The following is a 26,792-nucleotide window of genomic DNA, read 5'->3' on the forward strand; positions in this document are numbered from 1 at the left end:
TCGCATGGCTGACTCGCATGGCTGATTCCGCTGCCTCGCAGGGCGTGGCTGCCACCACCGGGCTGGGGCCGCGGCGCGTCGCCTGGGAGGTGCTGGAAGCGGTGGCGGCCGGTGCCTACGCCGATGTGGCGCTGGAGCGGGCCCTGCGTGGTGCCGGCCTCTCCGGCGCCGATCGCGGACTGGCCACGGAACTGGCCTACGGCGCCATTCGCCGCCGGCTGTGGCTTGATGCCTGGCTCGATCGGCTCGGTCGCGTACCCGCTCGCAAGCAGCCGCCCCGGTTGCGCTGGCTCCTGCATGTGGGGCTGTATCAGCTCTTCTGGATGGAGCGGATCCCGGCGGCGGCAGCGGTGAACACCACGGTGGAGCTGGCCAAGCACCATCGCCTGGCCCGGCTGGCGCCGGTGGTGAATGGGCTGTTGCGGGCTGCCCTGCGGGCCCGGCAGGCGGGCGACACCCTGGCAATGCCTGCCGATGCGGCGGAGCGCCTGTCGCTGGAGCAGTCGCTGCCGCTGTGGTTCTGCCGGGAGTTGCTGGCCTGGACCGGTGACGTGGGGTGCGCCGCCATACCCGCGGCGGAGCGCATCGCTGCCGCCTGCAATCAGGTGCCGCCGCTCGACCTGCGTGTCAACCGTCTGCGCAGCACGCCCGAGGCGGTGGCTGCCGCCTTTGCGGCGGCCGGCCTGGCGACCCGCCCGATCGAGGGGTGTGGCTCGGGCCTGCAGGTGCTCGGCGCTGCTGGTGATCTGCGCCAGTGGCCCGGCTATGCGGAGGGCCATTGGTGTGTGCAGGATCGGGCAGCTCAGTGGGTGGCGCCCTTGCTGGAGCCCCGGCCCGGCGAGCGGCTGCTCGATGCCTGTGCCGCGCCGGGCGGCAAGAGCACCCATCTGGCCGAGCTGATCGGCGATGCGGGAGAGGTGTGGGCGGTGGATCGTTCCGCCGGGCGTCTGCAGCGGCTGGCGGCCAATGCGGCCCGACTCGGTTGCGGCTGCGTGAACGCGCTTGCCGCCGATGCCTGCGAGCTGCTGCAGGAGCGGCCCCAGTGGCGCGGTGCGTTTCAGCGCGTCCTGCTGGATGCGCCCTGCTCCGGTCTTGGCACCCTGGCCCGCCATGCCGATGCCCGCTGGCGTGTCACGCCCGCCACGATCACGGAGCTGCTGCCGCTGCAGGCGCGATTGCTGGAGGCGATGCTGGCGCTGCTCGCCCCGGGAGGACGCCTGGTGTATGCCACCTGCACAATCCATCCGGCGGAGAACCAGAACCAAATCGCTACGTTTCTTGCGGCCCATCCCGAGCTGACGCTGCACTCGGAGCAGCAGCGCTGGCCCGATCCGGCCGGTGGCGATGGCTTCTATGCAGCCGTGATCACAACGCCATGCTGATCACTGCACCGGCAGGGGCCGGAAGTTTTCGTCCACCGGTGGGCCTCCGGGTGGGGCCACATAGCGGGGCGGCGGTGCCTGGGGGGCGGGAGCTGGCACCGGCTCTGGCGCCCAGATGCTGGGATCCGGGTCGTAGTCGTAGCCGCGATAGGGCGCTTCCTGGTTCTCCTCTGGTTTCTTGGCTTTGGCGCCGGGCTTTTTGAAGGTGCGTTTGAGCACGGGCTTGGGCGGGAAGGTCTGCACCGGAAACTGGTTCTTGATCTTGCTCATGAGTTGGTTCCAGGCCCAGGCGGCCTCCCCGCTGTTGCTGTTGGTTTCGCGGTTGTTGTCGTGGCCGAACCACACGGCCGTGGTGAGTTGGGGGATCGAGCCGATGAACCACAGGTCGCGGGCGCCTTCGGAGGTGCCGGTCTTGCCGGCCACGGGCCGGTCGTTGAGCTTGGCGGCAGCTCCGGTGCCGCCCTCCACCACCCGCTGCAGCATCCAGTTCATGGCGTCGGCCACATCGCTGTCGACGGCCCGGCGTCCGCGATCCCCATCAACGCGGCGGCTCCAGATCACCTCGCCACCCGGCCCGCGGATCTCCTCAAAGGCGGCTGGTTTCACATACACGCCGCGATTGGCCACTGCCGCGTAGGCGGCCGCCATGTCGAGGATGGTCTGCTCGTAGGCGCCGATGGCCATCGGATAAAACTTGCCCAGGGGGCGCGTGGTGCCGATTCCCAGGTTGTTCGCCATGGCAATGATCGGGTCGAAGCCCACCTTGTCTTGCAGCTGCACCGCCACGGTGTTGAGCGAGTTCTTCAGGGCATCGGCGAGGGAGATCGGTCCGAAATACTTGTTGCCGAAGTTCTTCGGGCAATAGCCCCCCCAGCAGCGGGGCGAGTCGTTGAAGATGTCTTCCGGTTTCACGCCGGCATTGATCGCTGCGGCGTAGGGAAACAACTTGAAGGTGGAGCCGGGAGAGCGCAGGGCCTGGGTGGCCCGGTTGAACTGGCTGGCGTTGAAGTCCTTGCCGCCCACCATCACCCGCACCAGGCCCGTGCCCGGTTCGATCGACACGATCGCCCCCTCGGTGCCGCCGGGAGCGAACTCCTTCACCACCTGTTGCGCATCCTTCTGCCAGGCGAGGTTGAGGCTCGTGCGGATCTTGAGGCCGCCCACCTCCAGCTGATCGGGGGTGAGGATCGTGGGCAGCTGTTGAGCGACCCAGCTGGTGAAGTAAGGGGCGGCGCTGTTGAAATATTTCGGGGTGGCCGGTTTGAGGTCGAGCGGTGCGTTGCGCGCTTCCGCCGCTTCTCCGGCCGAGATGAAGCCGGCCTGTTGCATGCGATCGAGCACGATCGAGCGCCGCTCCAGCGCCAGGTCGGGGTTCACCAGCGGCGAATACACCGAAGGCGCTGGCGGCAGGCCGGCGATCAGGGCCGCCTCCGGCAGGGTGAGCTGATCCGGTTGCTTGGAGAAATACACCCAGGCGGCATCGGAAACGCCATAGGCGCTCGAGCCCAGATACACGAAATTGAGGTATTGCTCGAGGATCTGTTCCTTGCTGAGCTGACGCTCGAGTTTGTAGGCCAGAGCGGCTTCCTTCAGCTTGCGGGTGAGGGTGCGGTCCTGGCTGAGAAACACCGTGCGCGCCAGCTGCTGGGTGATCGTGCTGGCGCCTTCCCGCACGGCCCCCTGGCGCAGGTTGGTCACCAGGGCGCGACTGATGCCCCAGAGATCCACGCCATCGTGGGCATAGAAGCGGCGGTCTTCCGCTGCCACGAAGGCCTGCTTCACCAGCTCCGGCATCTGGCCGGGTTGGATTTTTTCGCGAGTGGCGGGCCCGAGTTTCTGGATCACCTGGCCGTCGCTGGAGAGCAGGGTGATCGTTCCGGGACGGTTGAAGCGGGCGATGCCCCTGGCATCGGGCAGGGTGGCATCGAGAGCCTGGGTGAGCGCGGCCTGGCCCAGAGCCACACCCACACCAATCGTGCCAGCGGTGACGCCGAGGAGCACCCAGTGACGGCGGGTGCGTTTCACATCCCCTGGGTCAGGGGGCTGTGGCCAACGGCGAGAGCCGTCACGAGCATGCCGAGCACAAGAAAGGGCTGGGCGCTGGCCTGATATTTCACATCGAAGGCCACCGGGTCGCGCAGCAACCAGATGTCCTGGAAAGTGATCTGGGGCACGATCAGCAGCACGAGCAAAACGGCAGCGAAATGCTGTCCGATTCCGATCAGAACGGCAACCATCAGCAACTGGAACACATCGATCATGCCGGCACTGATCCAGCTGGCCCGTTCGGTGCCGAACACCACCGGCAGCGATTGCAGGCCGAGCGCTTTGTCACCTTCGACGCTCTTGAAGTCGTTCACCACCGCGATGCCCAGCCCGGCGAGGCTGTAGGCAAGGGTGAGGATGGCCGTTGACCAGGTGAGCTGGCCGAACAGGGCCTGGCCTGCCCACCAGGGCAGGGCGATGTAGCTGGCTCCGAGGGCGTAATTGCCAAGCCAACCGTTCTGCTTGAGCTTCAGCGGTGGCGCGGAATAGATGAAACTCACGAAGGAGCCACCGAGGGCGAGCAGCAACACCACGGGCGTGGTGTGACCGGCCCAAGCATCGAGGCCCCAGGCCACGGCCAGTCCGGCCAGGAGCAGCACCCAGATCTGTAGCTTCACCTGCCCGAGTGGGATCGCGCCGGAGGGAATCGGCCGGTAGGGCTCGTTGATCGCGTCGATTTCGCGGTCGTAGTAGTCGTTGATCGTTTGGGTGAAGCCCGCCAGCAACGGGCCGCTCATCACCATGCAGGCAAGGGCGGCGAGCAGGTGATCCCAGCGCCACACGTAATGGCCACTGGCGGCGGCACCGCAGACCACACCCCAGATCAGGGGGATCCAGGTGACCGGCTTCATCAGCTGCAAGCGCAGCTTCCAGATGTTGGTGGTGCCGCTGGCACCTTTCATGCCGAGCAGCTGACGGGCGTCGCTCATGGCCTGGACCTCAGGCGGGGGCGATTTCGTCGTCGAAGAACCAGCTGGTGGAACCGTCGCTGAGCTCAACCACCACGCCGATGCCCTGTCCATCAGTGGTGCGGAAGTCGGTGACGGTGCCGGAGGCGTCCTTCTTGAGCAATTCCACCAGAGCGGCGGGAATGCGATCGCGCACCCGGGTGACCCGCACCTTGGAGCCGATGTCGATGGTGACTGCCGCCTGCTGTGACATGGCCTGCAAGGCTTGGAAAGTGGGCGTCACCCTAACAGCTGCGCCTGAGCCTTCCGTAAGCCCGCCGATGGTTGCCCTGCGCCTGATTCCCTGCCTGGATGTGGCCGATGGCCGCGTGGTGAAGGGGGTCAATTTCGTTGGCCTGCGCGATGCCGGCGATCCGGTGGAGCTGGCCTGTCGTTACAGCCAGGCCGGTGCCGATGAGCTGGTGTTTCTCGACATTGCGGCCAGTCACCAGGGGCGCGCCACCCTGGTGGATCTGGTGCGCCGCACCGCCGACGCGGTGACGATTCCCTTCACGGTGGGGGGCGGCATCAGCACGCTCGAAGGCATCACCGAGCTGCTTCGGGCCGGGGCCGACAAGGTGAGTCTCAATTCCTCCGCCGTGCGTGAACCGGAGCTGGTGGCGCGGGGGGCGGAGCGCTTCGGTTGCCAGTGCATCGTTGTGGCGATCGATGCCCGTGCCAGATCCGGGGGGGGTTGGGATGTGTTTGTGAAGGGGGGGCGTGAGAACACCGGCCTCGATGCTGTGGCCTGGTCCCGGCGGGTGGCGGAGCTGGGGGCGGGGGAGATCCTGCTCACCTCGATGGATGACGATGGCACCCAGGCCGGCTATGACCTCGCCCTCACCCGAGCGGTGGCCCAGGCCGTGCCCGTGCCGGTGATCGCCTCGGGAGGCGCTGGCTGTCTGGATCACATCGCCGCAGCCCTGGATCCAGGGCCGAAAGGGGGGCAGGCATCGGCGGCACTGCTCGCTTCCCTGCTTCACGATGGCGTGCTCACGGTGGAGGCGATCAAGGCCGATCTGCTCGGTCGGGGTCTGCCGATTCGGCCCCCGGAGGTCTGAGCCGGTTTTCTAATGTTGATGAACTTCTGTGAAAGGCTGTGGCTTCGGGCCTTCCCTTGATTGCGCGTTCCTGGGTGATGCCGGTGGGTGTGCTCGGGGTGGTCCTGGTGATCGCTCTGGTGGCCTGGGCCTTGCAATTGATGCAGGCGGCGATAGATCAGCAGGAGTTTTCGCTGATGCTGGCGGGTTGCATGGTCTGTTCGGCGGCCGTGGGGCTGGCGACCGTCATGGTGATGACCCTCAACGGCCTGCCGTTGTGAAGCCTGGTGATCCCGCTGCCGTCGAGCAGCTGTTCAACGCGGTGGCGCCCCGTTACGACCGCCTGAACGATCTGTTGAGCCTGGGTCTGCATCGTGTCTGGAAGCGTCAGCTGTTGGCCTGGCTGCGCCCCTGTGCTGGAGAACGCTGGCTGGATCTTTGTTGCGGTACGGGTGATCTGGCCCTTCTGTTGGCGTCTCGCTTGCGTCCGGGTGGAGAGGTGCTGGGGCTCGATGCGGCAGCTGCACCCCTGCAACGGGCCCAGCAGCGTTCGGCGCAGCAGCCCTGGCTGCCTGTGCGTTGGCAGCAGGGGGATGCGCTGAACACCGGCCTGGCGTCGGCCGGCTTCGATGGGGTGGTGATCGGTTACGGCCTGCGCAACCTCGCGGATCCTGCGGCGGGGCTGGCGGAGGTGCGCCGTCTGCTTCGGCCCGGGGGCCGCGCCGGCGTGCTCGATTTCAATCGGCAGAAGGCCGGTGGTGTGGGCGAGGCGTTTCAGCGCGCCTATCTGCGCCGACTGGTGGTGCCGACGGCGGCGCTGGTGGGCTTGAAGGAGCACTACGCCTATCTGGAGGCCAGCCTGCAGCGGTTCCCTGATGGTGCCGCCCAGGAACAGCTGGCCTTGGACGCAGGCTTTCGCGCTGCCCGCCACCGGGCTCTGGCCGGCGGTCAGATGGGCCTGCTGCTCCTGGAGGCCTGACCCATTAGCTCGTCTCATGGTGTGTCGCTTGCGACAAAGCGGCCATGCGGATTAGAAAGAAATGATTAAGACCTGGGTTGATGGCTGTGGCCTTTCCCCTTCCTTCCTTGCTCGCCTCGATCGAAGATCTGCTCCTGGAGGTGCAGTGGCTCGATGGGATGGTCCTGGTGACCGACTCCCAGCGCGCCACCTTCGTGTCCTTTTCGCAGGTGGATCCGGTGCTGCGCCGCTTGCGGGCTCGCCCCAATGGCATGGACGTGGCGGAGAAGCTCTGTCTGTCGCTTCTCGAATCCCACGGCAAGGCGGCGGCCAAGCCCGTGCTCGTTTTTCAGGGTGACGGCAGCTTCTGGCTCGGCACCATGAGTCCCAGCCGCAGCAATCCCCACCGTCACCACGCCATCGCCCACCTGCACCGCTGTTTCGCCATCAGCGGCTGAGCCGAACCCCTGGTGCGGCTGAATTGGAGAATGGCGTGCGATCGGCCCGCCGTGGATGCACTTTCAAGACATCATCAGCACGCTCAACCGCTTCTGGGCCGAGCAGGGGTGCCTGTTGCTGCAGCCCTACGACACCGAAAAGGGCGCCGGCACCATGAGCCCTCACACGGTGTTGCGGGCGATCGGTCCGGAGCCTTGGGCGGTCGCCTATCCCGAGCCCTGCCGGCGGCCCACCGACGGGCGCTATGGCGATAACCCCAACCGCGCCCAGCACTATTTTCAGTATCAGGTGCTGATCAAGCCGTCGCCGGATGGCATTCAGGAGACCTATCTGGCCTCTCTGGACGCCTTGGGGATCCAGGCCAAGGAGCACGACATCCGCTTTGTTGAAGACAACTGGGAGTCCCCCACCCTCGGCGCCTGGGGGGTGGGCTGGGAGGTGTGGCTCGATGGCATGGAGGTGACCCAGTTCACCTATTTCCAGCAGTGTGGCGGCATCGATTGCCGGCCGGTGTCGATCGAGATCACCTACGGCCTCGAGCGTCTCGCCATGTATCTCCAGGATGTGGAAAGCATCTGGGATCTGAGCTGGAACGCGGAGCGCAGCTATGGCGACATCTGGCTGCCCTTTGAAAGGGGGCAGTGTCAGTTCAATTTCGAAGCGTCCGATCCGGAGCGGCTCAAACAGCTCTTCGCGATCTATGAGGCGGAGGCGTCGGATCTGATCAGCCAGCAGCTGCCGGCCCCGGCGCTTGATTTCGTGCTCAAGTGCAGCCACACCTTCAACCTCCTCGAAGCCCGTGGTGTGATTTCGGTGACCGAGCGCACGGCCACGATCGCCCGCATCCGCACCCTGGCGCGCAAGGTGGCCGAAACCTGGTTGGCGGAGCGTGAAGCTCTCGGTTTCCCATTGCTTGCCGAAGCGCTCGTGTAACGCCTCCTGTCGGCGAGGGGAATCCTCTGGGTAAGGCCTCCGCGCTGCCGCCATGCCCCGCTCCGAATTCACCCTGGCCGCCACCGCTCTCGCCCTGGCGGCTCTGTTGGCCGGAGCCCTGGCCGTTACGCCTGGGCACTGGCTGCTGGTGTTGCTGGCGCTGGCCTGCGGGCTCGCCTGGCTCTGCCGCTGCCGATCCCTCGCCTGGCGCCACGGTGGTGCTCTGTTGCTGCTGCTGCTCGCCCTGGCGGCGGGGTCGAGCTGGCGCAGCCAGGCGAGCCCGCCGCAACGGGATCCGCTCCTGGCCGTGCTGAACGATGCGTCGATGGAGGCTCCCCAACAGATCGAGGCGGTGCTGCTGGCCGACAGCCGGACGCTGGGCGAGCGGTGTCAGGCGCTGCTGGCGGTGGAGCGTGTGAACGGGCGGCCGTTGCGCGGACGCACGGAACTGCAGATCCAGCCCTGCGAACGGGGGCTGGAGCAGGGTTGGCGCATCGCTGCGGAGGGCCGGCTGCGCCAACCGGCGCCTGCTGCCCATCCCCTGGTGCCTGGCGCGGCGGAGCGCCTCGCGGCCCAGGGGGTGCACACCCAGTTCCGGGCTGAGGCGTTCAGGCTGCTGTCGCAGCAGTGGACGCCGTTGGCCGATGCCCGGCGCCGGATCGCCGCCCAGCTGCAGCGATGGGCGGGGCCCAGGGAGGGATCGCTGTTGGCGGCGTTGGTGCTGGGGAGTGCCCAGGTGTCGGTGCCGTCGGAGCTGCGGGATGCCTTCCGGGTGGCGGGGCTCTCCCACGCCCTGGCCGCCAGCGGCTTTCACCTGTCGGTGCTGCTCGGCACCACCCTGGCCCTGGTGCGCTCCTTGCCCGTGGCGTTGCGGCTCGGTGGCGGCGGGCTGGCGATGGCCAGTTTTCTGGCGCTGGCGGGCGGTCAGCCCTCGGTGGTGCGCGCCGTGCTGATGGGGGCAGCGGCCCTGCTGATCCGCGAAGGCGGTGGCCGCAGCCGTCCGCTGGGGGTGCTGCTGATCACGTTGGTGCTGATGCTGCTGATCCATCCGGCCTGGGCGCACTCCATCGGCTTTCAGCTCAGTGCTGCCGCCACTGCTGGGCTGGTGATCAGTGCCGGCCCGATCGAGGCCTGGTTGGCGGAGCGAGTGCCGCGGGGCTGCCTGGGGTGGTTGCCGGCAGCCCTCTCGGTGCCGCTGGCGGCCCTGCTCTGGACCCTGCCCCTGCAGCTGCTGCACTTCGGCTCGACGCCCCTCTATGCGTTGGTGGCCAATCTGCTGGCGGCGCCGCTGCTGGCGCCCCTCACCCTGGCGGCGATGGCGCTGGCCCTGTCGCTGCTGATCCTGCCGGCGGGGCTGGCGGCGCTGTTGCTGCCCTGGCTGATCTGGCCTGTGGCCAAGCTGGCGGGTCTGCTGATTGCGTTGGTGCTCTGGATCAGCACCTGGCCCTATGCCCAGCTGCTCACCGGCCGGCCCCAGCCCTGGGTGGTGCTGCTGTTGCTGCTCGGCTTGCTGCCCTGGTGCCTGCCCGCCCTCGCCCGCCTGCGCTGGCGGGCGCTTCCCCTGGTGCTGCTGGCGGTGATCGTCCAGGCCAGCGTGCAGCTGAAGGACGGGCTGGTGGTGGTGGGGCAGTGGGGGCGCCATTGGCTGCTGGCGCGCCATCAGGGGCGGGCGGCCCTGGTGAGCAGCCATGGCGATGGTCTCAGTTGCGCCCTCGCCCGTCGCCTCAGTGAGGCCCATGGTCATCGCCGGCTCGACTGGGTGGCCGTGCTCGATCCGGTGGCGTCATCGCAGCAGCGCTGTTGGCGGTCGCTGGCGCGCACGGTGCTGGCCGAGCACCAAGGTCAGAGCTCTTTGCAACCCGGCCAGCGCCTGGCGAGTGCGGGACTGGAACTGGGCGCGGAGGTGGATGCGGTGGCGACGCGATCCCTGTGGCTGCGGGCCGGTGCCCAGCGGTTGCGCTTGCAGCGGGCCACGGGCCGACCCTTACAGTGAGGTGTGCCCATCGGGCGCGCTGGAGAGGTGGCAGAGTCCGGTTGATTGCGCACGACTCGAAATCGTGTAGGGGTCACACCCTCGTGGGTTCGAATCCCACCCTCTCCGTTTCCAGCACCGCATCGTTGATCGCAAAAACATGCGGATCTCGCATGGAATGTGGACGGGGGTGCGGATGATTCTGTAGAAGGCAATTTCCTTCAGAAGGGTTGTGCTGAAGCTTGATGAGCTGGCGCTCTTCGATGGTCTGATCTGGTTGCGAACCGGAGAGTCGGTGGCGCGTCGTTTCAGCTGTGCCCAGTCCACCGTCAGTCGCAACACCGCCAAGGTGCTCGAGCTGTTCGGGCTGGAGCTGGTGCGCGATGACTTCGGCGAATGGCAGTTGCTCGGCGATCTTTCCCTGCTCAATGCCGAACGGCAGGTGCATCAGAAGGCCCGCTGGGCCGCGTGGGCGCCGTTGCGCCTGGAAGCCACCTACTGGACCGCGCTCTCCTACTGCGCCGCTGAACTCGGCCCCTGGATGCTCGGCAATTCCGACATCATGTCGATCCGTCATCGCCATCTGCTGCTCGACCACCGGATCGTGGACTGCCAGATCACCACGCTGCCCGATCTGCTTGGACCCGTCGATCCGCATTACCGCTACCTCCAGCTCACGGCGATGCAACCGTTCTTCGTGTGTGCACCGGATCATCCACTCACGAAAGTCAAAAATCCCAGCTTCGATGAGCTCGCTGCCTATCCCTCCCTCGCCCTGCCACCGCAGACCTTCCCGAAGGTGGAGGCTGCCCTCAAGCAGCTCGGCCTCTGGAATACACCGGTGCGCATGTGTCGCTACCGCTACGAGAAATGGGAAGGCAAATGCGAGTCGGAACTGCTCATCTCCTACGGCAACCCGCTCACCCAGCACACCGCCCCCAGCTCCCTGCATCGCCTTCCCCTGGCGTTGCCGTTTGCCTCCGGTGATGTGCTGGTGTACCGCCAAGACTTTGAGGGGCATCCCCTGCTCCTCGCGTTGATCGAGCGTCTGTCGCTTGCCGTGGATGCGGTGCGTGAGATCGTGCCCGACATCACCAAAGTGTTTGCCCCACTGGATGCTGCAGCGCTCGAGGTGCCTGTGCGTCGCTGATTGCCTCTGGCCATCGTCGCTTGGAACACCTGATCGCCATCCTGGATCCAGCAGCCTGGGGGCATGAGCCAGCTTCGCGTCGGTCAGGTTCTGGAGTGCAGCGCCAATGGCAGCCGCTGGCGTGTGATGCACCAGCTTCCCGGCCGGGTGCGACTGCAGCTGCTGCACACCGGTCTTGATGCTGAGCTGGCCCAGGCTCTAGCCCACCAGAGCCTGCAGCGGCATTGGCTGAAGCGGTTTCGGCTCAATGCCCTGGCGGGAAGCCTGGTGCTCGAGGGCCGGCCGGAACGGTTGCGGCGCCGGCGAGCCATTGTGCAGTTGCTGCAGCAGGCCGCCCAGCAGGAGGCTGGCCTGCCCCTGGAGATCACCCCTCGGCTTGAGACCCGCTCCCTGCGCCGACTCGGCCTGGTGGTTGGTCTGTTCAGCCTCAACGCCCTGCTCGAGCTGCCCCTGATCCTGCTGCTGCTGCCGGTCACCCCGCTGCTGTTTGTGCCCCTGTTCCGCTCGATCTGGGCGGAGCGCCGTGCCGGGCGTCTGCCGGCCAAGACCCTGGATCTGCTCTGGTATGGCTCGCTGGTGCTGCGCGGCCACAGCCAGGCCCTGCTGCTCGAGTGGGGCATCGAGGTGGGTAACCATTCCCTCCAGGGCTGGACCCCCAACCACGGCCAACACGAGCGGCTCGCCGATCGGCTCGAAGCGTTTCGCCTGAGCACGGTGGTGACCCGGCTCGAGCGCGATGGTCGTCTTTCGACGCCCACACTGGCGGAGCTCCAACCCGGAGATCGGCTGCGCCTCATCGCCGGAGACCGGGTTCCCTGTCATGGCCTGGTCATGGATGGGGAGGCCGTGATCACCTCGTTATGGGCCGATGGCCGCACCGTGCAGATCGCCGTGCGGCCGTTTCAGCAGTTGCCCGCCGGGGTGCAGCTCGTCAGCGGTGCGCTGACGCTCCGGGTGATCCAATGCGCCGATCCGGTGGAGCGTCGGCTGGAGAACATCCCCGTGCGTGAGCCGGAGGCCCATGTCCCCGCCCTTGTGGAACGGGCCCGCTGGCTGCACACCCGGTCCGTTCCCCTGATCCTGTTGGCGGGGGGTGGTCTGCTGGCCGCCGGTAACTCCGGTGGGGCGGCAGGCCTGTTGCAATTCGATCCCGCCAGCGACTGGCAGTTGAGCTGTTCGCTGCTCTACGGCGCCGTGCAGCGGGATGCCCTCAACCTCGGCGTGGTGCTCAAACGCCCGGAGGCGAGCGATGGCATCGCCCAAAGCCGTCAGCTGCTGATCACCGAAGCGGTGCTGGAGCGGCTGGGCCAGCGCTCCCTTGCCGGCATTCACCCGCTCGACGACACCACGGTGGAGGAGTTGGCCCAGATCGTGGCCGGCTTCCGTTGCCGCCAGCGCCCATTCGGGCTCACGGCATTCCTGCCCCTGTTGCATGCGCTGGATCTGGACCCGTACATCGTTGATGACCTGGAGCCGATGCATCCCTTCGGCTGGCGGGGCATCATTCGCGGTGAACGGGTGGAATTGGGCGGTCCCCGGCTGCTGCAGTCCCGGCATCTCCGCCACGATCCCTCCTTCGGGCGCCATGCCGACCAGACCTGGATCTATGTGCTGCGCAGCGGCCGCCTGATCGGTGCGATCGATCTCCGGGTGCACCTCTCCAGGCGCCTGATTCGTTCTCTCAAGCGGATTCAGCGGATGGGGATCGGGATTCGCTTGCTGATGGCGTCAGATCTGCAGCTGGCCGATCTGCTCTGTCAGCGCCTCGATCTGCCCGCTGAGGCCGTGGTGGTGGCACCGCAACCGGAGCGTCAGCTTGCCCAGGTGAACCGCTGCCGCAAGGCCGGGCCGGTGATGCTGCTCGGTGGCGCCGATGCTGATACGCCCCTGATCGCTGCCGCCGATGTGGGCATCACGATGGTGGAGTCGCAGCCTCAGCTGAGCCAGTCGGTCGCCGATGTGATGATCGCCGCCCGTTGCATCGATCGCCTACCGGCCGCGATAGCGCTCTGTCGCCGCTCCCATGGCGACCAGGCCGGCCAGGCGGCCCTGGTGCTCTTACCCCACCTGCTGGTGGTGCTGGTGAATCTGGTGCTGCCGATTCACCCCCTGCTTGCGGTATTCCTCGTCGACATGCCAATCCTCACCAGCGAGCTGCTGCTGGTGAGGGCCGGACGTCAGCGGCGCTGAGTCAGGAGCGGCTGCTGCTGATCGAGGTGGTGCGCTTGGCCTTGTTCTGCTCCAGGTCGGCCTTGGCTTCCGCCAGCAGATCGGTGAAGCTCTCACCCACTTCCGAGAAGCCCTGGCCGATGCCCCGCAGCAGGCCGCCGGTGCTGTCGGCGAGGCGGATGCCCAGCTTGAGCCCCTGCTTGGTGATGGCGCGGCCCGTGTCGCCGATGGAGCGGCTGACGCGGTTTTCGCCGCCACCCACAGCCTTCACGGCGGGAGCGATGGCCACCAGGGCAGCACCGAGGCCCATGGCGATCAACAGTTCGAGTTCAAACATCGCGGGTTAGAAAACAACCATCACACCCTGATTGCAGCATGAAAGGGCGACGCCGTCGCGTGTTCCAGTCGTAGCCGCAGTTGTTTGTCAGCTGGTGCTGACCGATCGGTGAATCAGCTGGCGCTGACCGGGCCAAGCCACTCAATGTCGCCTTTTTGCAGGGTGTAGCAGGCGGCTTCGATCCGCAGGGTTCCCTCCGCCACCCTGGAGCGCATCAGCTCACTGCCCTGGAGCAGACGCCGGGCCGCCACCCGGCTGTTGGCCCGGAAGGCCCGATCCAGCTCCGAGCCCACACCTTCCTCATCGAGGCCGCTGCGGATGTTGAGCACCAGGTCCTGCAAGGCCGGGGTCAGTGCTTCCTGGGGGGTGCAGGCCGCGGTCACCGCACCACAGCCCTCATGGCCCATCACCACGATGAGTTGCAGGTTCAGCCCCAACACGCCGTAATCCAGGGAGCCGATCGTGTCGGTGAAGCTCGTGTTTCCGGCCGTGCGCACCACATAGAGGTCGCCGAAGCCGGCGTCGAAGAGCAGCTCCACCGGCACGCGCGAATCGGAACAGCTCACCACCGCCGCCAGCGGATGCTGGCCCTCAACCAGCTGGCGCAGCCGATAGGAGGAAGAATGGGGATGACGGGATTCCCCCGCCATGAAGCGGGCATGGCCCTCCTGCAGCGTCTCCAGGAGCTTTTGCGGGTCATGGTTCATCGCTGGCTGAAGGGGAATCGCTCGCGGTGGCCGCAGGGTGGCACAACAGGCCCGTTTCTGTTGTTGTCTGTTTCGGCCATTGGCTCGATCATGACGGCCATAGACCTGCCGGCCGGTGTCCCCCATGAGCGAAGAACTGGTGCCTCTCGCCAAACTGGAGACCGATCTGGGCCTGTCGCGGGCCGATGTGCTGCTCCTGCTGCATCGCCTCAAGCTCGAGCCGGTGCGTCGTGGCCTGCGCACCTATGTGCAGGCCGCCGATGTGGCCCAGCTGCTGGCCGCTGTGGAGGCTGGTGATGCCGAACCGGTGGCGGCCGAGCTGGTGCTCGACCCCGTCGGTGTGGAAGCATCCTTGCCTGTGCCAACCGGAGATCGCGACTGGAGAAAGGCGGAGCTCTACGCCGATCTGAGGCTCTTCCGTGAACGGCTCGACATCCTCGAGCAGCTGGTGCGCACCGGCATTGAGGTGGAGAGTGGTGAACTCGCCGACCTGTTGCAGCTCAAGCGGCTGCCCTCGGTGGAGTCCCTGCCGGAGGGACCTGGCTTCATCCGCCGTGGTCTGCGCTGTCAGCGGATGCAGCGTCCCGGTCAGCGGGCGTCCTGGCGCTTGTTTCGTGATGGCACCGGTTGGCCGGATGCGGCATAACCCGCCGTCTGCACGCTCAGAATGTTGTTGAGCTCCGCCAGCAACATCGGCAGGTCGTAGAAGAGGATCGCTTGCATCGGCGCGATCCAGCCGCTGGCGGTGACCAAGGCGGTGGCGATCTGGGTGCCGGTGATCAGGCTGAAGTTGCCGGTTTCCGCCTGTTGCAGGCGCCGGCTCATGGTCACCAGGCGCGGCAGCCAGGAGGCATTGGTGGGGATCATCAGATCGCAGAGCCGCGCCACCATCAGGCTGTCGTCGGGGGTGGTCATGCCCATCGACACGTCGGCCTGCTCCAAAGCGGCCAGATCCTGGAGCAGGTAGCCCATGTAGGCAACCCCGTTGCTGCCGTTGCCCTGAAGACGACGGATCAGGGCGAGGCGTGCTTCGGCATCACAAGCACCATGCCGCTGGTCATCGGGGAGCTGCAGCGCTTCGGTGCAGGTTTCCAGCTGGTCGTCGGGAAGCGACGACACCACATGCAAGCGGATGCCGAGCTGATGGAGCATGTCGGCAGCCTCCAGCCAGTGCTCATCCGGCAGGAATTGCAGCACAATCCGCCCGATGCAGGCACCGTTACGGCTCAGTCGCAGGGGTGTCAGCAGATCGTCGGGCCGTTCCGCTTCGATCACCACATTGTCGCCAGCTCGGGTGCGCACGCTGTAACGACGCCCGTCCGCCTCGATCGCCACGGAGGTGATCGCCGTTGGCGTTTCGATCTCCTGCAGCTGCCGGGTCCAGATCGCCATGCCATCGATGCCGCTCAACCAGCTCTGAATGCCGGCGAGCAGGCGGAGCAGCTCCCCGTTGTTCGGATCGGCACCCGGGGCCGTTTCTTCCTTCAGTCGCATGCCGCCGGCCTGATTCAGGCAGCTCTGGGTCACCACCAGGTGGCGGATGCGTCCCAGGCTGCTGAGCACATTCGGGTTGCGGATCCGCACCTTGTGCAGGGCCAGGTCGGCCACGGCGGTGAGCCTGGAGGCGGTGACGCTGTCGCTCCAGTTGTGCAGCGGACTGAAACGGAGTGCCGCCAGGGCAATCTCCTTCGACCCCCGCGCCAGCATCACGCCGCCACCGGCCAGCAGCAGCGGACTCATCCAGTCGGAGAGTCGCTGCAGGCGCCGATCGAGCACCCCGGTTTCGATCCGGCTGCGGTCGTGCTGCTCATGCAGCAGGGCGTAGGTGGGATCGCTGATCAGCGCCTCGCTCAGTTCGAGGGTCCCCTGGCCGCGGATCACCAGAGACCCGGTGGGAATCACCTCGCCTCGCTTCAGCCAGCGCGGATGCCAGTGGCCGTTGATGTGGCGATTGCTCACCAGCAAACGGCCCGATACCAGCGTCGAGCGCAGGGGGCAGAGCTGCTGGCCATGAATCAGGTAGCGCTGGCCCGGTTTGGCCTGGGCCAGGGGGATCGGATCGGCCGCACTGTCTGGCGGTTGCAGTTGCACCACCCGGCCGAGACGCGCCAGTAGGCGGTCGCCATCCACAACGTCTTCCTCCGGTTGCATCACCCCCTGCACGGCACCGGTGGCATCGTGAATGCCGAGATCGGTGAGGGTTTCGCGGGGCAGACCCTCCAGGAGCATGGCGGTGGAAAAGCCCAGCTCCAGGGTCTCCACATCGAGCCGGCCCTGCCGGAGTTGCCTCAGGGCGGCATGGATCCGGGGCCAGAGCAGCAGGGAGGAGAGACCCAGCAGCAGGGTGAGCGGCAGGGGGGTGATGGCATCGATCAGGAGGATCGAGGCGCAGGAGAGACCATGGCGGATCAGGGGCCGTCCGGGTGCGAACAGGGACTGTTCCGGATCAGCGAGGTCGAGGCCGCTTCCCGGGAGCGGGGGCGTCAGTGCCCGCTCCAGCAGCGTTTTCAGGTCGCGCCGATGCTGCGGCGGGTAGTGGAGACAGATGCTTCCCGCCAGCGGATTGATCCGGAAGCCGCGCAACCAGTGACAGCTGCTCAGGGTGAGCCGGCAGTGGTGCAGCAGGGTGGAATCGAGCCGGTTGCTCACCGGTTCCCCGGCGGGGTTCAGGCCATGGCAACGCACCCGCAGCCGTCCGGGCAGGTCGCTGACCTGGGTCCAGTGCCGGGAGTGGGCAAGGTCGGCAACCACAGCAGAAGAGCGTGCACGTCGGGGGCGCTTCAGTGCGCTGAATTCAGTGCGCTGAAGCGATGAAGGGGCGCCGCAACAGAAAGGCCAGTTCGATCAACCAGGCCGCGAGCAGCAGCAGCAGGGTGCCTGGAGAGAGGGGGAGCAGGAGGCCGGGCAGCCCGATCAGGATCAGGCTGAAGGCTGTGAGGGTGAGAAGCAAACTGAGGGAGACGGTCATCAGGTTGGTCAGGCCACCCAGCAAGGCCACCAGCCATCGCCAGCGCCGCTCAGGCCTCTGATGCAGCGGCGTGGCGATGTTGCGCAGGGGAATCGTGATCAGCTCCGGTGCCGGAGCTGCAGCGCCGATCTCCTCCAGTGCGGCCACCAGAGCCATGGCCGCCGGTTGCCAGGCTTGGTCGTTGCCGGCAGTGATCCCGGAGATCACCACCGACTGGGCGATTGGATTGAGCCGAAACCGGAACGGTGTTCCCGTGAGCCTGACCCGCAGGGTGTCAGCGAGGGCCGACCAGTCGATCGGCTCCTCAAACCGAAGGGAGTAGCGCCGACGCCCCCGGCCGCGATGACGAAGCCTGAGGCAGTCGACAGCACTCATGCGGCAGCGAGCGCTTCGGGCACATACACCTTGCGGCGATCGCAGTAGCTCCAGCTGTGGCCATCGGGATCGTTCTCCCGGCTCCAGCGGTGCAGTTCACCCTTGCGACGCAATGAGCTCAGTTGCTGGTGGCTGGTGCCGAGCCGTTGGGCCAGTTCCCTGGCGCGCAGGGGCTGGATCGCCGTTTCGGTGACGGCGACGTCCGTTGCGGTGCTGGCGTCGCTGCGGCCGGGGCGTGCCTGCCGCACGCTGCCGTCCTCCAGTTCGGGCAGGGGTTCCGGGCGGAACTGCAGCGTGCGCATGGCATTGCCCGCTGCCACCAGGGAGGAGCCGTTGTTGATCAGAACGGCGGCCACCGGGCCGAGCGGGAAGAAGGTGCCGATCACCAGGGCGGTGAGGTTGGGCACTCCCACGATGCCGATGTTCTGGTTGATCAGCTTGAAAGTGCGACGCGAGAGGTCCTGCGCCACGATCAAGCCCGACACCTTGTCGTTGGTGAGCACGATGTCGGCGGTTTCACGGGCCAGATCGCTGCCGGAGGCAAACGACACCGACACATCGGCATAGGCCAGGGCGGCGGAATCGTTGATGCCGTCACCGACAAACACCACCCGACGCCCCTGCTCCTTGAAGCTCTTCACCAGCTCGGCCTTCTGGTCTGGCAGGGCCTCGGCGTGCACCTCTTCGGGATAAAGACCGAGGCGTTCGGCCACCGCATGGGCCACGGTTGCCACGTCGCCCGTGAGCATGTGGGCTTCGATGCCGCGACGATGCAGCTCCTGCACCAGGGCCTTGCTGTCGGGCCGCAGCTCATCAGCGGCGTGGAAGACGGCCGCCATGGCGCCATCGACAGCCAGATACACGGGGGTGGAGGCATTCAGCTCGGAGCGCTCCGGCAGCTTCGGCTCGCTCAGGCCTTCCTCATGCAGCAGGCGCGCGTTGCCGATCAGCACCTGGTGTCCGTCGATCACGGCGGCCACACCCCGGCCGATGCGGTAATCCCATGCGTCCGGTTTGACACCAGCCACGCCTTCGGCGGCGGCGAACTGGATGATCGATTCGGCGATCGGGTGGTTCAGACCCTGTTCGGCGCTGGCAGCCAGGCGAATCAGTTGTTCGCGGGTGTAGGCATCGTTGAGCACATCCAGGTGCACCACCGAGGGGTGGCCCTGGGTGAGGGTGCCGGTCTTGTCGAAAACCACCACATCCACATCGTTGAGCAGCTCGAGGGCGCGGCCGCTGCGGATCAACAGGCCCTGGCTGCCGGCGCGGGTGAGGGCCGCCATGATCGCGGTGGGCACCGACACCCGCAGACCGGTGCCGAGGTCGAACATCAGCAAGGATGCCGCCGCCGCCAGATTGCCGGCACTGAGCAGGAGCGAAACCCCGGCAAGGGCGAGTGTCGGCAACACGAAGCGGTTGGCAATCCGCGCTGCCACGTTGCCCACACGGGTGTCGAACACCGGGGCCGAATCGATCATCGCCGTGATCTGGCCGATCCGGGTCTGTTCGCCCACGGCGGTGGCCCGCATGATCAGGGTGCCTTCGAGAAGAATGAATCCAGCCAGCACCTCATCGCCGGCTTCGGCATGGCGTGGCACGGATTCACCGGTGAGCTTCACCACATCGAAGCTCACTTCTCCCTTCTCCACCTCACCATCCACGGGGATGCTGTCGCCGGGATAGAAGATCAGGCGATCACCGAGTTCCACCTCAGAACTGGGGATGACCGTTTCTTGGCCCGCGTCATCGAGCCGGCGCACGTCGGCCTGGAGGCTGGCGAGCAGATCGGTGCTGGCGGAATGGGCAATGCGCTGAGTCGCATCGCGAACGGCTTCGCCGCCCTCGATCATGCTGATCATCAGCGCTGGGCCCGTCAGGAAACCCTCCAGGCTGTGGATTGTCACCGCCAGGGCATCGAGAGCGTCCACATTGATGCGGCGCTCCTGACGCAGGCCGTCCCAGGCTCGCTTGAAGCTGAGGCGCGCGGCCACCAGGATGAAGGCGGCCACCGCCAGGGGAGGCAGCGACAGCGGACCCGCCAACAGGGCCAAGGCCAGTGAGCTCACCGGCAGCACAATCCGGGAGGGAACAAAGGGTTCCTCTTCGTCTGCCTCAGCGGCTTGGTCCGCCGCTCCGGCCGGCGTGGCGTCAATCGCCACCTCGTCGAGACGATGATCGCCGCTGCGGGGCAGCTGCTCGAGCCAGGCTTGAAGCTGCTGCTCATTCCAACTCTGGGCGGTTGGAGCCAGTTGCAGCACAAGGCAAGCACCGATGCGGTTGTGGCGCACGCTGCTGATCTCTGCCTGAGTCTCGATCCATCGGGCCAGTCGTTGGCTCTCGGGATCGGTGCTGGGCAGGCGCAGACGCAGGCGCGGGCCGCAGCGGTGGACGATCTGGATGTCGTTGGCATGCCAGGGGGGTAAGGCCCTGGCAGTGGGAACGGCCTTCAGGCCGGAACGACGCCCGTCTGGTGACGGGCTATCGACTGCGATGGAAACTGCCACTGATGCCGTTACTCCACCGTCACTTCGGTGGTCGCAGTCGAGGCTTTGCTGGCCTTGGCCGGTGTGGCGGCACTGTCGTCGCTGCCCTGCATTTCGTGGCGGGCTTCCGCCACCAGGTCGCCGATCGATTCGGCCGCTTCAGCGGCCCCCTTGGCCACGCCTCGGGCTGCTGCTCCAGCCGCACCGGCCACGGTGACGCCCAGTTTGATGCCGCTCTTGGCCATGGAGCGACCGGTGTTGTTCATGGAATCTCCGAGCTGGGGATTACCAAAGCGTCTGACCATCGGCGCCAGGGCCACCAACCCGGCACCCACGCCAAACGCCAGAACTGTTTCCAGCTCAAACATGAATCCAGAGGCCATTGACGAAGCCGAGCTTACGCTGATCTGCTGAAATGTGGTGATTCTGCGCAACCCACTCAGGGAGTTGGTATTGGGCCACACATCCAACCGTGATCCGGGCGCGATGGCTGTGGTGTTGCTGGTGGCAGATCAGCCCCAACAGGCTCTGGACCTCGTGATGGCCCAGCAGCGGCTTGCCGCTTCGGGGCTGGTGGTGCTCGATCTCAATGGCGAGACCAGTCACCTGCTTGAGGGGCGTGATCTCCAGGGCGGCAGCCTGCGCTGGGAGGCCTTTGTGGCCCAGGAGCATGCGGCGGCCCTCTGGCCCGACCTGGAGGGGCCCTTGCGGCCCTGGGCGGCGATGCTCGGGCTGTCGATCGACTCGCCGACACCTCCCTGGCTGGTTCCCGGTCTGGAGGATCTCCAGCGCGTGCTCTGGCTGGCGGACCGTCTGGCGGTGTCGATGGCGGATCCCGAGGTTCAGACGGTCACGCTGGTGCTGCCGCCCCTGGCCCAGGCCTTGCCGCTTCTGCGGCTGGCCCAACGGGCGCCGGAGCTGATCCTCAGCCTCTGGGATCCCCTGCTGAATTGGTGGAGCGACACCCGTCAGCGCCTGTCCCACCTCGAGTTGGTGCTGCGTTTGCAGTTACCCAGCGCCGAATCCCTGCGTCCTCCCACGCCATGGCTGGAGCGGTGCCGGTTGTTGGCCGCCCTTCTGAACAACGAACAACGTCTTGATGTGGTGTTGGCCCTCAGCGGCGATGCCGACTCCTGGCCGCTGCAGCGTCGCCGCCTGGCGGCGTTGCCCTTGAGCGGCTACCCCCTGCATCGCCTCTGGATCCAGGGACAGGGCTGGTCGACGCCGCTGTTGGAGGGCTGGTCGCCGCCGATGCTGCTGGGCGGCACCTCGCCCGCGAATCAAGAGGATCCACTGGTGACCCTGTTGGCGCAGGAGGCACCACGGATCAACCTCACCGATTGGGAGGACCAGCTCTGCCGCGTGTTCGCCCCTGGCGTTGGCCGAGGGGACCTGCGTGTGCAGCAGCAGGAGGACGCTCTGGTGATCTCCGCTTTGGGGCAGCGGCGGATCATTGCCCTGCCGGAGGCCTGCCGTCAGCGCGAACCCGCTTCCGCCAGGGTCTGTGCACCCTTCGTGGAGGTGGTGTTTCGCTGAGAGGGTTGGGGCGGTCGCCAGCCCAGCCACCAGGCCATCAAAAAGAAGGGGGTACCGGGTAGCACCGGTAGGGCCCAGCCCGCCACCGCCAGAGCCATCAGCATCTTGATGCTGCCGAGCCGTGAGCGTTGCAGCACTCCCGGTAGGCCCCGTTCCGGAGGGGCGGCGAGGTGGGCAGGCGGCAGTTGGATGGTCTGCTCCAGCAGCTGCAGGCCCTGGTGGATCGACTGATCGGGATCGAGGCTCCAGAGCACGAGCCCGCGGCCGGAGGAGGCCGGGCGCAGAGCGAAGCCGGCCTGTTGCTGTTCCATCAGCCAGAGCAGGCTGCGCATGCGGTGCGAACAGAGGGGCTGCCGGAAGCGGAGACGGACGCGGTGATGGAGACGGTGCTCCACCACATAGGCCAGGTTGGCGGCGGGCGCTTCAGGGCAATGCATGGGGTGGCCCTGGTCGGCGTTCACTGAACAATCATCCATCAGCCTATGTCGCCTCACGCAGCTGTTGCTTGACTGCGTTCCGTTCCTCCGGCTTGGTCGACTCGCAGCCCGTGAATTTCTCAGAAACCACGTTCCGAAATTTCCATGATCTGGCTCGGGCGCGGCGGGCGTTGCCGATCGGCATCGTGGTGACCCTGGTGGCCCTGTTCTGGATGGGCGGTCGGCCCGGTCGCCTCGACGAGGCCTTTTCCGTGGGCTTCCTGATCGCCATGTTGGTGGATCTCTGGCATTTCAATCGGGAGGCCTTCCTCCTTGGCTCGGAGGAGACACGCGCGCTGTTCGGTCATGAGCGTGCCCGCCGGCAGCGGCTGATCGCGCGCACGGTGGTGTTCACCTTCATGAGCATCGGCCTTTTGAGCCTGAGCATTCAGGACATGCACCATGCCAAGGGGGCTTTGCCGGAATGGTTGCGGATCCTGGTGTATTTCGCAGCAATGTTCGCTACTTGGATGCAGCTGCACAACGGCTTTGGCATCCATTACGCCAAGGCCTACTTTCAGCTCAATCCCAGGGGCCGACAGGAGGGCTCGGACCCTCAGGGCTTCATCTTCGAGGGAGATGAGCCAATGTTTACCGACTTTCTCTACGTTGCTTTCGCCGTAGGGCTCACCTACGCCATGAGTGACGTCAACTTGGAGGATGGTCGGATTCGGCGCACGGTGTGGTTCCACTCCCTGATGAGCTTCCTGTTTTATTCCACGGTGATCTCGGCCGTTCTCAATCTGTTTACCAGTGCCTGATCAGGAATGAAACAGCAGCACCAGGCCGTGGCTCACCTGGTGAAACTCCCTTTCTTCGCGGCTGAGATCCAGGCCAACTTGCAAGCCTTCTTTGAGAGCATCCTCGAATGGAGGGGTGAGCGGTGACGGGCTTTTGTTCCAGAGAGCGGCAATGCCGACGGGGGTGGCATGCCAACGGAAACACGTGGTCTCGCCGATGGAAGGTTCGTTGAGGGATTCTTCCAGGAGGGCGTTGATCGCCATGGTCGTGGTGGACATACCTCCAGCTTCGGGAGCGCGCTCAAGGGCGGCAACCGGCTGAGAGACTTCGTGATGTAACTGTTCATCGCCTCATGTCTGGTCAGGCCAGGGCTGACCTGCCCAGCACGATCGCCCTGGTGCACGAGTGGTTCACACCCCGTTCCGTTGGTGGTGCCGAGCAGGTGGTGGCGGCCATCGACGCTTGTCTGGCGCAACGGGGCCACCAGATCGATCTGGTGGCTCTGGTGGATGGGGAGAGTGGTCGTTTCGGCAGCCCCTGGCAGGGGCGGCGCATCCTCACAAGCCCGATTCAGCAGCTGCCCTGGGGGATCAGCCATGTGCAGCAGTATCTGCCGCTGCTGCCGCTGGCGATTGAGCAGATCGACCTGGGTGCCTACCCCCTGGTGATCAGCAGCAGCCATCTGGTGGCCAAGGGGGTGCTGACGTCCCCCGAACAGCTGCATGTGAGCTATGTGCACACCCCCGTGCGTTACGCCTGGGATCAGATGCATGCCTATCTGCGTCGCTCGGCGCTGGCCCGACGCGGCTTCGGGCCCCTGATCCGCTGGCAGCTGCATGCCTTGCGCCAGTGGGATCAGCTCAGCGCCGCCCGTGTGGATCACCTGCTGGCTAATTCCCGCTTCACGGCCCGGCGGATTCAACGCTTCTGGGGGCGGGAGGCCCAGGTGCTGCATCCGCCGGTGCAGGTGGAGCGGTTCCGCTGGGATCAACCCCGCGATGCGGCCTATCTGTGCGTTTGCCGCCTGGTGCCCTACAAGCGCGTCGATGTGGTGGTGGAGGCGTTCAATCGTCTCGGCCTGCCCCTGCTGGTGGTGGGCGATGGGCCGGAGCGTCGCTCCCTTGAACGGCTGGCCGGTCCCACGGTGCAGATTCTTGGTCGCTTGCCCTCGGCGCGGGTGGAGGCCCTGATGGCCCGCTGTCGCGCTTTTGTGTATGCGGGGCTGGAGGATTTCGGCATCGCGCCGGTGGAGGCGATGGCGGCCGGCGCTCCCGTGATCGGCCTGGGTCGTGGCGGTCTGCTCGACAGCGTGCGCTGCGCCTCCACCGGCGTCAGCACCCCCACCGGGGTGCTGTTTCCCGAGCAGACGGCCGCCTCGGTGGCCGCCGCCGTCAGCTGGTTTGAGGAGCGTCGCCTCTGGCGTGAGCTGGCGCCGGAGCAGATGCGCGCCTGGGCCGAGCGCTTCAGCCCTGAGCGGTTCGCGTCCCGTTTTGAGACAGTGCTGGAACGGCTCTGGTCTGGGCACCAGCAGGCCTGTGCCGCAGCAGGGAGTGACCCCGGCCAGCTGCCAGGTCTCGCTGCCTGCGATTGAGTGGCATGAGACGCGTGGGAAACAGGATGGTGAGCTCCTCGCGTCGTCTGCGTTTGAACACTGCTCCAGCCGCGCTGCGTCGCAAAGCCAGTCGTCGCCATCTTGAGCTTCTGGCGGCACCGCCCTCGGAGCTGCCGGTCAAGGTGTTGGTGCGTCAGCAGAGCACCCTGGGCCGCAGCCTCAAGCGCACGGGTGATGTGGTGTTTGCCCTGGCCGTGCTCGGCCTCGGTTCGCCGCTGTTGGTGGTTCTGGCGCTGTTGGTGAAGATCAGTTCACCCGGTCCTGTGTTCTATGTGCAGCGCCGTGTGGGGCGGGGCTATCGCCGCTTCGGCTGCATCAAATTCCGCACGATGCGTGCCGATGCCGATCAGGTGCTGAGCCGTGTGCTGGCGGAATCACCCGCCATGCGCGCCGAATTCGAGCGTGATTTCAAGCTGCGCCAGGATCCCCGCATCACGCCGATTGGTCGTTTTCTGCGCCGTTCCAGCCTCGATGAACTGCCGCAGTTCCTCAACGTGCTGCGCGGCGAAATGAGTGTGGTGGGTCCACGCCCGATTGTGGACAAGGAGATTCAGCGTTACGGCCCTTACATGGATGAGGTGCTCGCGGTGCGTCCCGGTCTCACGGGGCTCTGGCAGGTGAGTGGGCGCAACAACCTCAGCTATGCCAAGCGGGTGCGCCTCGATCTTGCCTACGCCCGGGGCCGTTCATTCCGGCTCGATCTGGCCATCATCCTGCGCACCTTCGGTGTGTTGCTGCTGCCCATGGATCGTGGTGCTTATTGAGGCCTTGGCACGCCCATGAGCCGCTACACGCGCGATCAGATCCATCGCCTGCGCAAGCGCCATCGCGGCTACATCGTGATGTTGATCTGCGAGTTGGCCTTTCTGGTTCTGCTCCCCCTGTGTGATATCTGGCCGCCGCTGCTGTCGGTGCTGTTGATCAGTCTCACGGTGGTGCTGGTTCGTCTGATCGGCCGTTATTCGCTCCTTCCCCGCCACCAGGCACTCGTGGCCAAGCTGGGACTGCTGGCGATTGCCCTGGAGGTGATCTGGCAATTGTCGCTGCGTTGGTTGTATCTGCTCGGGCATTGGCTCACGTTGCCCCATGTGCTGATCTGGCTGCTCTTCTTCTTTCTCACCACCCTGCGGATGATTCAGTCGTTGATCCGCGAACCGTTTGTGACCCTGGCGGTGGTGATGGGGGCGGCCCAGGGCTATTTACTGATCGGAGTGGCCGGAGGGGTGCTGCTCACGGCCACCTACGAGTTGCATCCTCTGGCCTTTGATCCCGCCGTGTTGGATGCCTCGCTGCACAGCAACCTCACCGATCAGTGGGGGGATGCCGGATCGGTGTTGCGATTCGCGCCGGTGTTGATGGCGGCATCGTTCAACCTGCTCACCACGGTGGGATCCGGGGTGATGAACTCAGGTGATGTCACCTCTCAGGTGGTGGTGACGGCCATCACGGTGAGTGGCCAGCTGTATGTGGCCATCCTGATTGCCCTGATTCTTGGCCGCTTTCATCAGCGCTAGCGCAGCAATGGTTGACTGCTGGCGCCGAGGGCGAGCAGCAGCCAGAGCAGTTCCAGCCTGGCGCTGAGGTTGAGAATCCGGCGCACGGCTGTTGCGTCGACAGGCGGTTGGCCAGCCGCCAGCAACGGTTTCTCCACCCAGCGCTCGCCGTAGCGGTTGGCACCACCGAGCCGAACACCGGCGCAGTGGGCATAGATCGCCTGGGAGCGGCCCGCATTCGGTGAGGGGTCGGGGCGGCCATCCCGTTCGGCGGCATGCACCAGCCGGAGCCAGGCGCTCCAGGGGCGACTGACCAGGGGCAGGGTTAACAGCACCAGGCGGCAGGGCAGCCAGGTGAGCGCATCATCGAGTCGGGCGCCGGCGGTGCCAAGCCACTGCAGGCGGCCGCGGCGATACCCGAGCATGGAGTCGAGTGTGCTACTGGCTTTGAAGGCCCAGGCCAGGGCCAGCGGTCCCGGCCCCGCCGTGCAACCCAGTTGCCAGAGCGCTGCTCCCACCAGCATCCAGAACAGGGGCGCGAACAGACCATCCACGGCGTTTTCGCTGGCGGTTTCGGCGGCGGCCCTAAGAATTTCGTCCTGATCGAGCGCCTCGGTGTCGCGCCCGACGATCCAGGCCAAAGAACGCCTGGCCGCGACCAGATCGGGGAGGGCGTCCACGACGGCGAGCACGCTGTCGCGCAGGCTGCGCGCCGCCAGGGAGCTGGCCAGGCCCACCACCAGCACGGCGGCAGCCCAGGGCGATGGCAGGGGCGAGCCAGGCAACACCAACCGTTCCAAGGCCCAGCCGCAGGTGCCACTGCCCAGCACCAGCACCAGCGTGATCAGCCCACCGCCGGCGCGAAGGCCCAGGCGGTTGTCCCCTGCGAGCCGTTCAACGCATCGGCGCACGATGGTGATGCAGCGCCCCATCCACACCACGGGATGGGGGCACCAGCGGGGATCACCCAGCAGCAGGTCGAGGCCTGCTGCGGCGATCACGTAG

At 66.3% G+C, this 26,792-nt stretch carries 27 protein-coding genes and 1 tRNA gene; 16 read left to right on the forward strand and 12 right to left on the reverse strand.

Annotated features, from left to right (window positions below):
* The first annotated feature begins 17 nt into the window (after window positions 1-17).
* The gene (locus SynRS9909_RS03510; RefSeq protein ID WP_007100449.1) at window positions 18-1,382 is read left to right on the forward strand and encodes a 16S rRNA (cytosine(967)-C(5))-methyltransferase; all 1,365 of its coding nucleotides are present in this window, start codon (window positions 18-20) and stop codon (window positions 1,380-1,382) included.
* Here SynRS9909_RS03510 and SynRS9909_RS03515 read toward each other — a convergent pair whose 3' ends face one another.
* The 3 genes from SynRS9909_RS03515 to SynRS9909_RS03525 are packed head-to-tail and all read right to left on the reverse strand — an operon-like array spanning window position 1,383 to window position 4,589.
* Window positions 1,383-3,407 carry a transglycosylase domain-containing protein gene (locus SynRS9909_RS03515; RefSeq protein WP_007100448.1) on the reverse strand — a complete coding sequence of 675 codons (2,025 nt, stop codon included), beginning with the start codon at window positions 3,405-3,407 and terminating at the stop codon, window positions 1,383-1,385.
* Entirely contained in the window at window positions 3,404-4,357 is a 954-nt protein-coding gene (chlG, locus tag SynRS9909_RS03520; protein ID WP_007100447.1) for a chlorophyll synthase ChlG, read from the reverse strand. Before chlG ends, SynRS9909_RS03515 begins: the two co-directional genes overlap by 4 nt.
* A gap of 10 nt (window positions 4,358-4,367) precedes the next feature.
* Window positions 4,368-4,589, reverse strand: a complete 222-nt coding sequence (locus tag SynRS9909_RS03525) for a DUF2862 domain-containing protein (protein WP_038000798.1) — start codon at window positions 4,587-4,589, stop codon at window positions 4,368-4,370.
* A gap of 67 nt (window positions 4,590-4,656) precedes the next feature.
* On the opposite strand from SynRS9909_RS03525, the gene hisF reads away from it, so the two are divergent.
* From hisF to SynRS9909_RS03570, 9 genes are all read left to right on the forward strand, one after another.
* Window positions 4,657-5,436 carry an imidazole glycerol phosphate synthase subunit HisF gene (hisF, locus tag SynRS9909_RS03530; protein WP_007100445.1) on the forward strand — a complete coding sequence of 260 codons (780 nt, stop codon included), beginning with the start codon at window positions 4,657-4,659 and terminating at the stop codon, window positions 5,434-5,436.
* Between the two features lie 56 nt (window positions 5,437-5,492).
* Window positions 5,493-5,696, forward strand: a complete 204-nt coding sequence (locus SynRS9909_RS03535; protein ID WP_038001536.1) for a hypothetical protein — start codon at window positions 5,493-5,495, stop codon at window positions 5,694-5,696.
* Window positions 5,693-6,394 carry a bifunctional demethylmenaquinone methyltransferase/2-methoxy-6-polyprenyl-1,4-benzoquinol methylase UbiE gene (gene ubiE, locus SynRS9909_RS03540; RefSeq protein ID WP_007100443.1) on the forward strand — a complete coding sequence of 234 codons (702 nt, stop codon included), beginning with the start codon at window positions 5,693-5,695 and terminating at the stop codon, window positions 6,392-6,394. Before SynRS9909_RS03535 ends, ubiE begins: the two co-directional genes overlap by 4 nt.
* An 86-nt stretch (window positions 6,395-6,480) precedes the next feature.
* Entirely contained in the window at window positions 6,481-6,831 is a 351-nt protein-coding gene (locus tag SynRS9909_RS03545) for a hypothetical protein (RefSeq protein ID WP_038001534.1), read from the forward strand.
* A gap of 55 nt (window positions 6,832-6,886) precedes the next feature.
* Window positions 6,887-7,765 (forward strand): glycine--tRNA ligase subunit alpha, encoded by an 879-nt coding sequence (glyQ, locus tag SynRS9909_RS03550; protein ID WP_007100441.1) that lies wholly within the window; start codon window positions 6,887-6,889, stop codon window positions 7,763-7,765.
* A gap of 52 nt (window positions 7,766-7,817) precedes the next feature.
* The gene (locus SynRS9909_RS03555; protein WP_007100440.1) at window positions 7,818-9,758 is read left to right on the forward strand and encodes a ComEC/Rec2 family competence protein; all 1,941 of its coding nucleotides are present in this window, start codon (window positions 7,818-7,820) and stop codon (window positions 9,756-9,758) included.
* Between the two features lie 21 nt (window positions 9,759-9,779).
* Window positions 9,780-9,866 (forward strand) — tRNA-Ser (locus SynRS9909_RS03560).
* 103 nt (window positions 9,867-9,969) lie between these two features.
* On the forward strand, window positions 9,970-10,887 hold the full coding sequence (locus SynRS9909_RS03565) for a LysR substrate-binding domain-containing protein (protein WP_007100439.1): 918 nt from the start codon (window positions 9,970-9,972) through the stop codon (window positions 10,885-10,887).
* A gap of 63 nt (window positions 10,888-10,950) precedes the next feature.
* A complete protein-coding gene (locus SynRS9909_RS03570; RefSeq protein ID WP_007100438.1) occupies window positions 10,951-13,077 on the forward strand; it encodes a cation-transporting ATPase in 2,127 nt (708 codons plus the stop codon).
* A gap of 1 nt (window position 13,078) precedes the next feature.
* On the opposite strand, the gene SynRS9909_RS03575 is transcribed toward SynRS9909_RS03570, so the two are convergent.
* A complete protein-coding gene (locus SynRS9909_RS03575; protein ID WP_007100437.1) occupies window positions 13,079-13,393 on the reverse strand; it encodes a hypothetical protein in 315 nt (104 codons plus the stop codon).
* Window positions 13,394-13,506: 113 nt separating this feature from the next.
* Entirely contained in the window at window positions 13,507-14,100 is a 594-nt protein-coding gene (locus tag SynRS9909_RS03580; protein ID WP_038000795.1) for a carbonic anhydrase, read from the reverse strand.
* A 124-nt stretch (window positions 14,101-14,224) separates the two neighbouring features.
* Here SynRS9909_RS03580 and SynRS9909_RS03585 point away from each other — a divergent pair, with 124 nt between their 5' ends.
* Window positions 14,225-14,746 carry a hypothetical protein gene (locus SynRS9909_RS03585; RefSeq protein WP_007100435.1) on the forward strand — a complete coding sequence of 174 codons (522 nt, stop codon included), beginning with the start codon at window positions 14,225-14,227 and terminating at the stop codon, window positions 14,744-14,746.
* Here the strand turns inward: SynRS9909_RS03585 and SynRS9909_RS03590 are convergent.
* Genes SynRS9909_RS03590 through SynRS9909_RS03605 form a run of 4 tightly spaced genes read right to left on the reverse strand, consistent with a single transcriptional unit; the run spans window position 14,689 to window position 20,297 of the window.
* The gene (locus SynRS9909_RS03590) at window positions 14,689-16,851 is read right to left on the reverse strand and encodes a cation-translocating P-type ATPase (protein ID WP_007100434.1); all 2,163 of its coding nucleotides are present in this window, start codon (window positions 16,849-16,851) and stop codon (window positions 14,689-14,691) included. The two genes, SynRS9909_RS03585 and SynRS9909_RS03590, sit on opposite strands and share 58 nt — an antisense overlap.
* 43 nt (window positions 16,852-16,894) lie before the next feature.
* Window positions 16,895-17,443: a hypothetical protein gene (locus SynRS9909_RS03595; RefSeq protein WP_007100433.1), complete on the reverse strand. Its 549-nt coding sequence runs from the start codon at window positions 17,441-17,443 to the stop codon at window positions 16,895-16,897.
* Window positions 17,440-19,950, reverse strand: coding sequence for a heavy metal translocating P-type ATPase (locus tag SynRS9909_RS03600; RefSeq protein WP_007100432.1), 2,511 nt, complete (start codon window positions 19,948-19,950; stop codon window positions 17,440-17,442). The genes SynRS9909_RS03595 and SynRS9909_RS03600 overlap by 4 nt, the downstream gene beginning before the upstream one ends.
* An 8-nt stretch (window positions 19,951-19,958) precedes the next feature.
* Window positions 19,959-20,297, reverse strand: coding sequence for a hypothetical protein (locus SynRS9909_RS03605; RefSeq protein WP_038001525.1), 339 nt, complete (start codon window positions 20,295-20,297; stop codon window positions 19,959-19,961).
* Window positions 20,298-20,349: 52 nt separating this feature from the next.
* Between SynRS9909_RS03605 and SynRS9909_RS03610 the strand changes: the two genes are divergently transcribed.
* The gene (locus tag SynRS9909_RS03610) at window positions 20,350-21,465 is read left to right on the forward strand and encodes a hypothetical protein (RefSeq protein WP_162858292.1); all 1,116 of its coding nucleotides are present in this window, start codon (window positions 20,350-20,352) and stop codon (window positions 21,463-21,465) included.
* On the opposite strand, the gene SynRS9909_RS03615 is transcribed toward SynRS9909_RS03610, so the two are convergent.
* The gene (locus tag SynRS9909_RS03615; protein ID WP_162858291.1) at window positions 21,405-21,941 is read right to left on the reverse strand and encodes a DUF454 domain-containing protein; all 537 of its coding nucleotides are present in this window, start codon (window positions 21,939-21,941) and stop codon (window positions 21,405-21,407) included. The genes SynRS9909_RS03610 and SynRS9909_RS03615 overlap by 61 nt on opposite strands.
* A 29-nt stretch (window positions 21,942-21,970) precedes the next feature.
* Here SynRS9909_RS03615 and SynRS9909_RS03620 point away from each other — a divergent pair, with 29 nt between their 5' ends.
* Window positions 21,971-22,702: a DUF1345 domain-containing protein gene (locus SynRS9909_RS03620; protein WP_007100428.1), complete on the forward strand. Its 732-nt coding sequence runs from the start codon at window positions 21,971-21,973 to the stop codon at window positions 22,700-22,702.
* Here SynRS9909_RS03620 and SynRS9909_RS03625 read toward each other — a convergent pair whose 3' ends face one another.
* Window positions 22,703-22,960 (reverse strand): hypothetical protein, encoded by a 258-nt coding sequence (locus tag SynRS9909_RS03625; RefSeq protein WP_007100427.1) that lies wholly within the window; start codon window positions 22,958-22,960, stop codon window positions 22,703-22,705.
* A gap of 74 nt (window positions 22,961-23,034) precedes the next feature.
* Between SynRS9909_RS03625 and SynRS9909_RS03630 the strand changes: the two genes are divergently transcribed.
* Genes SynRS9909_RS03630 through SynRS9909_RS03640 form a run of 3 tightly spaced genes read left to right on the forward strand, consistent with a single transcriptional unit; the run spans window position 23,035 to window position 25,808 of the window.
* Window positions 23,035-24,273 (forward strand): glycosyltransferase, encoded by a 1,239-nt coding sequence (locus SynRS9909_RS03630; RefSeq protein WP_007100426.1) that lies wholly within the window; start codon window positions 23,035-23,037, stop codon window positions 24,271-24,273.
* Between the two features lie 26 nt (window positions 24,274-24,299).
* Complete coding sequence (locus SynRS9909_RS03635) at window positions 24,300-25,058, forward strand: sugar transferase (RefSeq protein ID WP_007100425.1); 759 nt, start codon at window positions 24,300-24,302, stop codon at window positions 25,056-25,058.
* Window positions 25,059-25,073: 15 nt separating this feature from the next.
* Window positions 25,074-25,808 carry a hypothetical protein gene (locus SynRS9909_RS03640; RefSeq protein WP_007100424.1) on the forward strand — a complete coding sequence of 245 codons (735 nt, stop codon included), beginning with the start codon at window positions 25,074-25,076 and terminating at the stop codon, window positions 25,806-25,808.
* Here the strand turns inward: SynRS9909_RS03640 and cbiB are convergent.
* A complete protein-coding gene (gene cbiB, locus SynRS9909_RS03645; RefSeq protein WP_007100423.1) occupies window positions 25,805-26,788 on the reverse strand; it encodes an adenosylcobinamide-phosphate synthase CbiB in 984 nt (327 codons plus the stop codon). The two genes, SynRS9909_RS03640 and cbiB, sit on opposite strands and share 4 nt — an antisense overlap.
* Window positions 26,789-26,792 lie beyond the last annotated feature (4 nt).

The sequence above is a fragment of the Synechococcus sp. RS9909 genome (genome assembly GCF_014279595.1).
In the GTDB taxonomy this organism is placed as follows: Bacteria; Cyanobacteriota; Cyanobacteriia; order PCC-6307; family Cyanobiaceae; genus Synechococcus_C.

Coding starts and splice junctions, on each gene's coding strand:
- SynRS9909_RS03630 (WP_007100426.1), top strand. CDS start 23,035: ATGTCTGGTCAGGCCAGGGCTGACCTGCCCAGCACGATCGCCCTGGTG.
- chlG (WP_007100447.1), bottom strand. CDS start 4,357: ATGAGCGACGCCCGTCAGCTGCTCGGCATGAAAGGTGCCAGCGGCACC.
- SynRS9909_RS03605 (WP_038001525.1), bottom strand. CDS start 20,297: ATGTTTGAGCTGGAAACAGTTCTGGCGTTTGGCGTGGGTGCCGGGTTG.
- SynRS9909_RS03510 (WP_007100449.1), top strand. CDS start 18: ATGGCTGATTCCGCTGCCTCGCAGGGCGTGGCTGCCACCACCGGGCTG.
- SynRS9909_RS03580 (WP_038000795.1), bottom strand. CDS start 14,100: ATGAACCATGACCCGCAAAAGCTCCTGGAGACGCTGCAGGAGGGCCAT.
- SynRS9909_RS03595 (WP_007100433.1), bottom strand. CDS start 17,443: ATGAGTGCTGTCGACTGCCTCAGGCTTCGTCATCGCGGCCGGGGGCGT.
- SynRS9909_RS03585 (WP_007100435.1), top strand. CDS start 14,225: ATGAGCGAAGAACTGGTGCCTCTCGCCAAACTGGAGACCGATCTGGGC.
- SynRS9909_RS03625 (WP_007100427.1), bottom strand. CDS start 22,960: ATGTCCACCACGACCATGGCGATCAACGCCCTCCTGGAAGAATCCCTC.
- SynRS9909_RS03570 (WP_007100438.1), top strand. CDS start 10,951: ATGAGCCAGCTTCGCGTCGGTCAGGTTCTGGAGTGCAGCGCCAATGGC.
- SynRS9909_RS03635 (WP_007100425.1), top strand. CDS start 24,300: ATGGTGAGCTCCTCGCGTCGTCTGCGTTTGAACACTGCTCCAGCCGCG.
- SynRS9909_RS03615 (WP_162858291.1), bottom strand. CDS start 21,941: ATGGATGATTGTTCAGTGAACGCCGACCAGGGCCACCCCATGCATTGC.
- SynRS9909_RS03575 (WP_007100437.1), bottom strand. CDS start 13,393: ATGTTTGAACTCGAACTGTTGATCGCCATGGGCCTCGGTGCTGCCCTG.
- hisF (WP_007100445.1), top strand. CDS start 4,657: ATGGTTGCCCTGCGCCTGATTCCCTGCCTGGATGTGGCCGATGGCCGC.
- SynRS9909_RS03525 (WP_038000798.1), bottom strand. CDS start 4,589: ATGTCACAGCAGGCGGCAGTCACCATCGACATCGGCTCCAAGGTGCGG.
- SynRS9909_RS03555 (WP_007100440.1), top strand. CDS start 7,818: ATGCCCCGCTCCGAATTCACCCTGGCCGCCACCGCTCTCGCCCTGGCG.
- SynRS9909_RS03640 (WP_007100424.1), top strand. CDS start 25,074: ATGAGCCGCTACACGCGCGATCAGATCCATCGCCTGCGCAAGCGCCAT.
- glyQ (WP_007100441.1), top strand. CDS start 6,887: ATGCACTTTCAAGACATCATCAGCACGCTCAACCGCTTCTGGGCCGAG.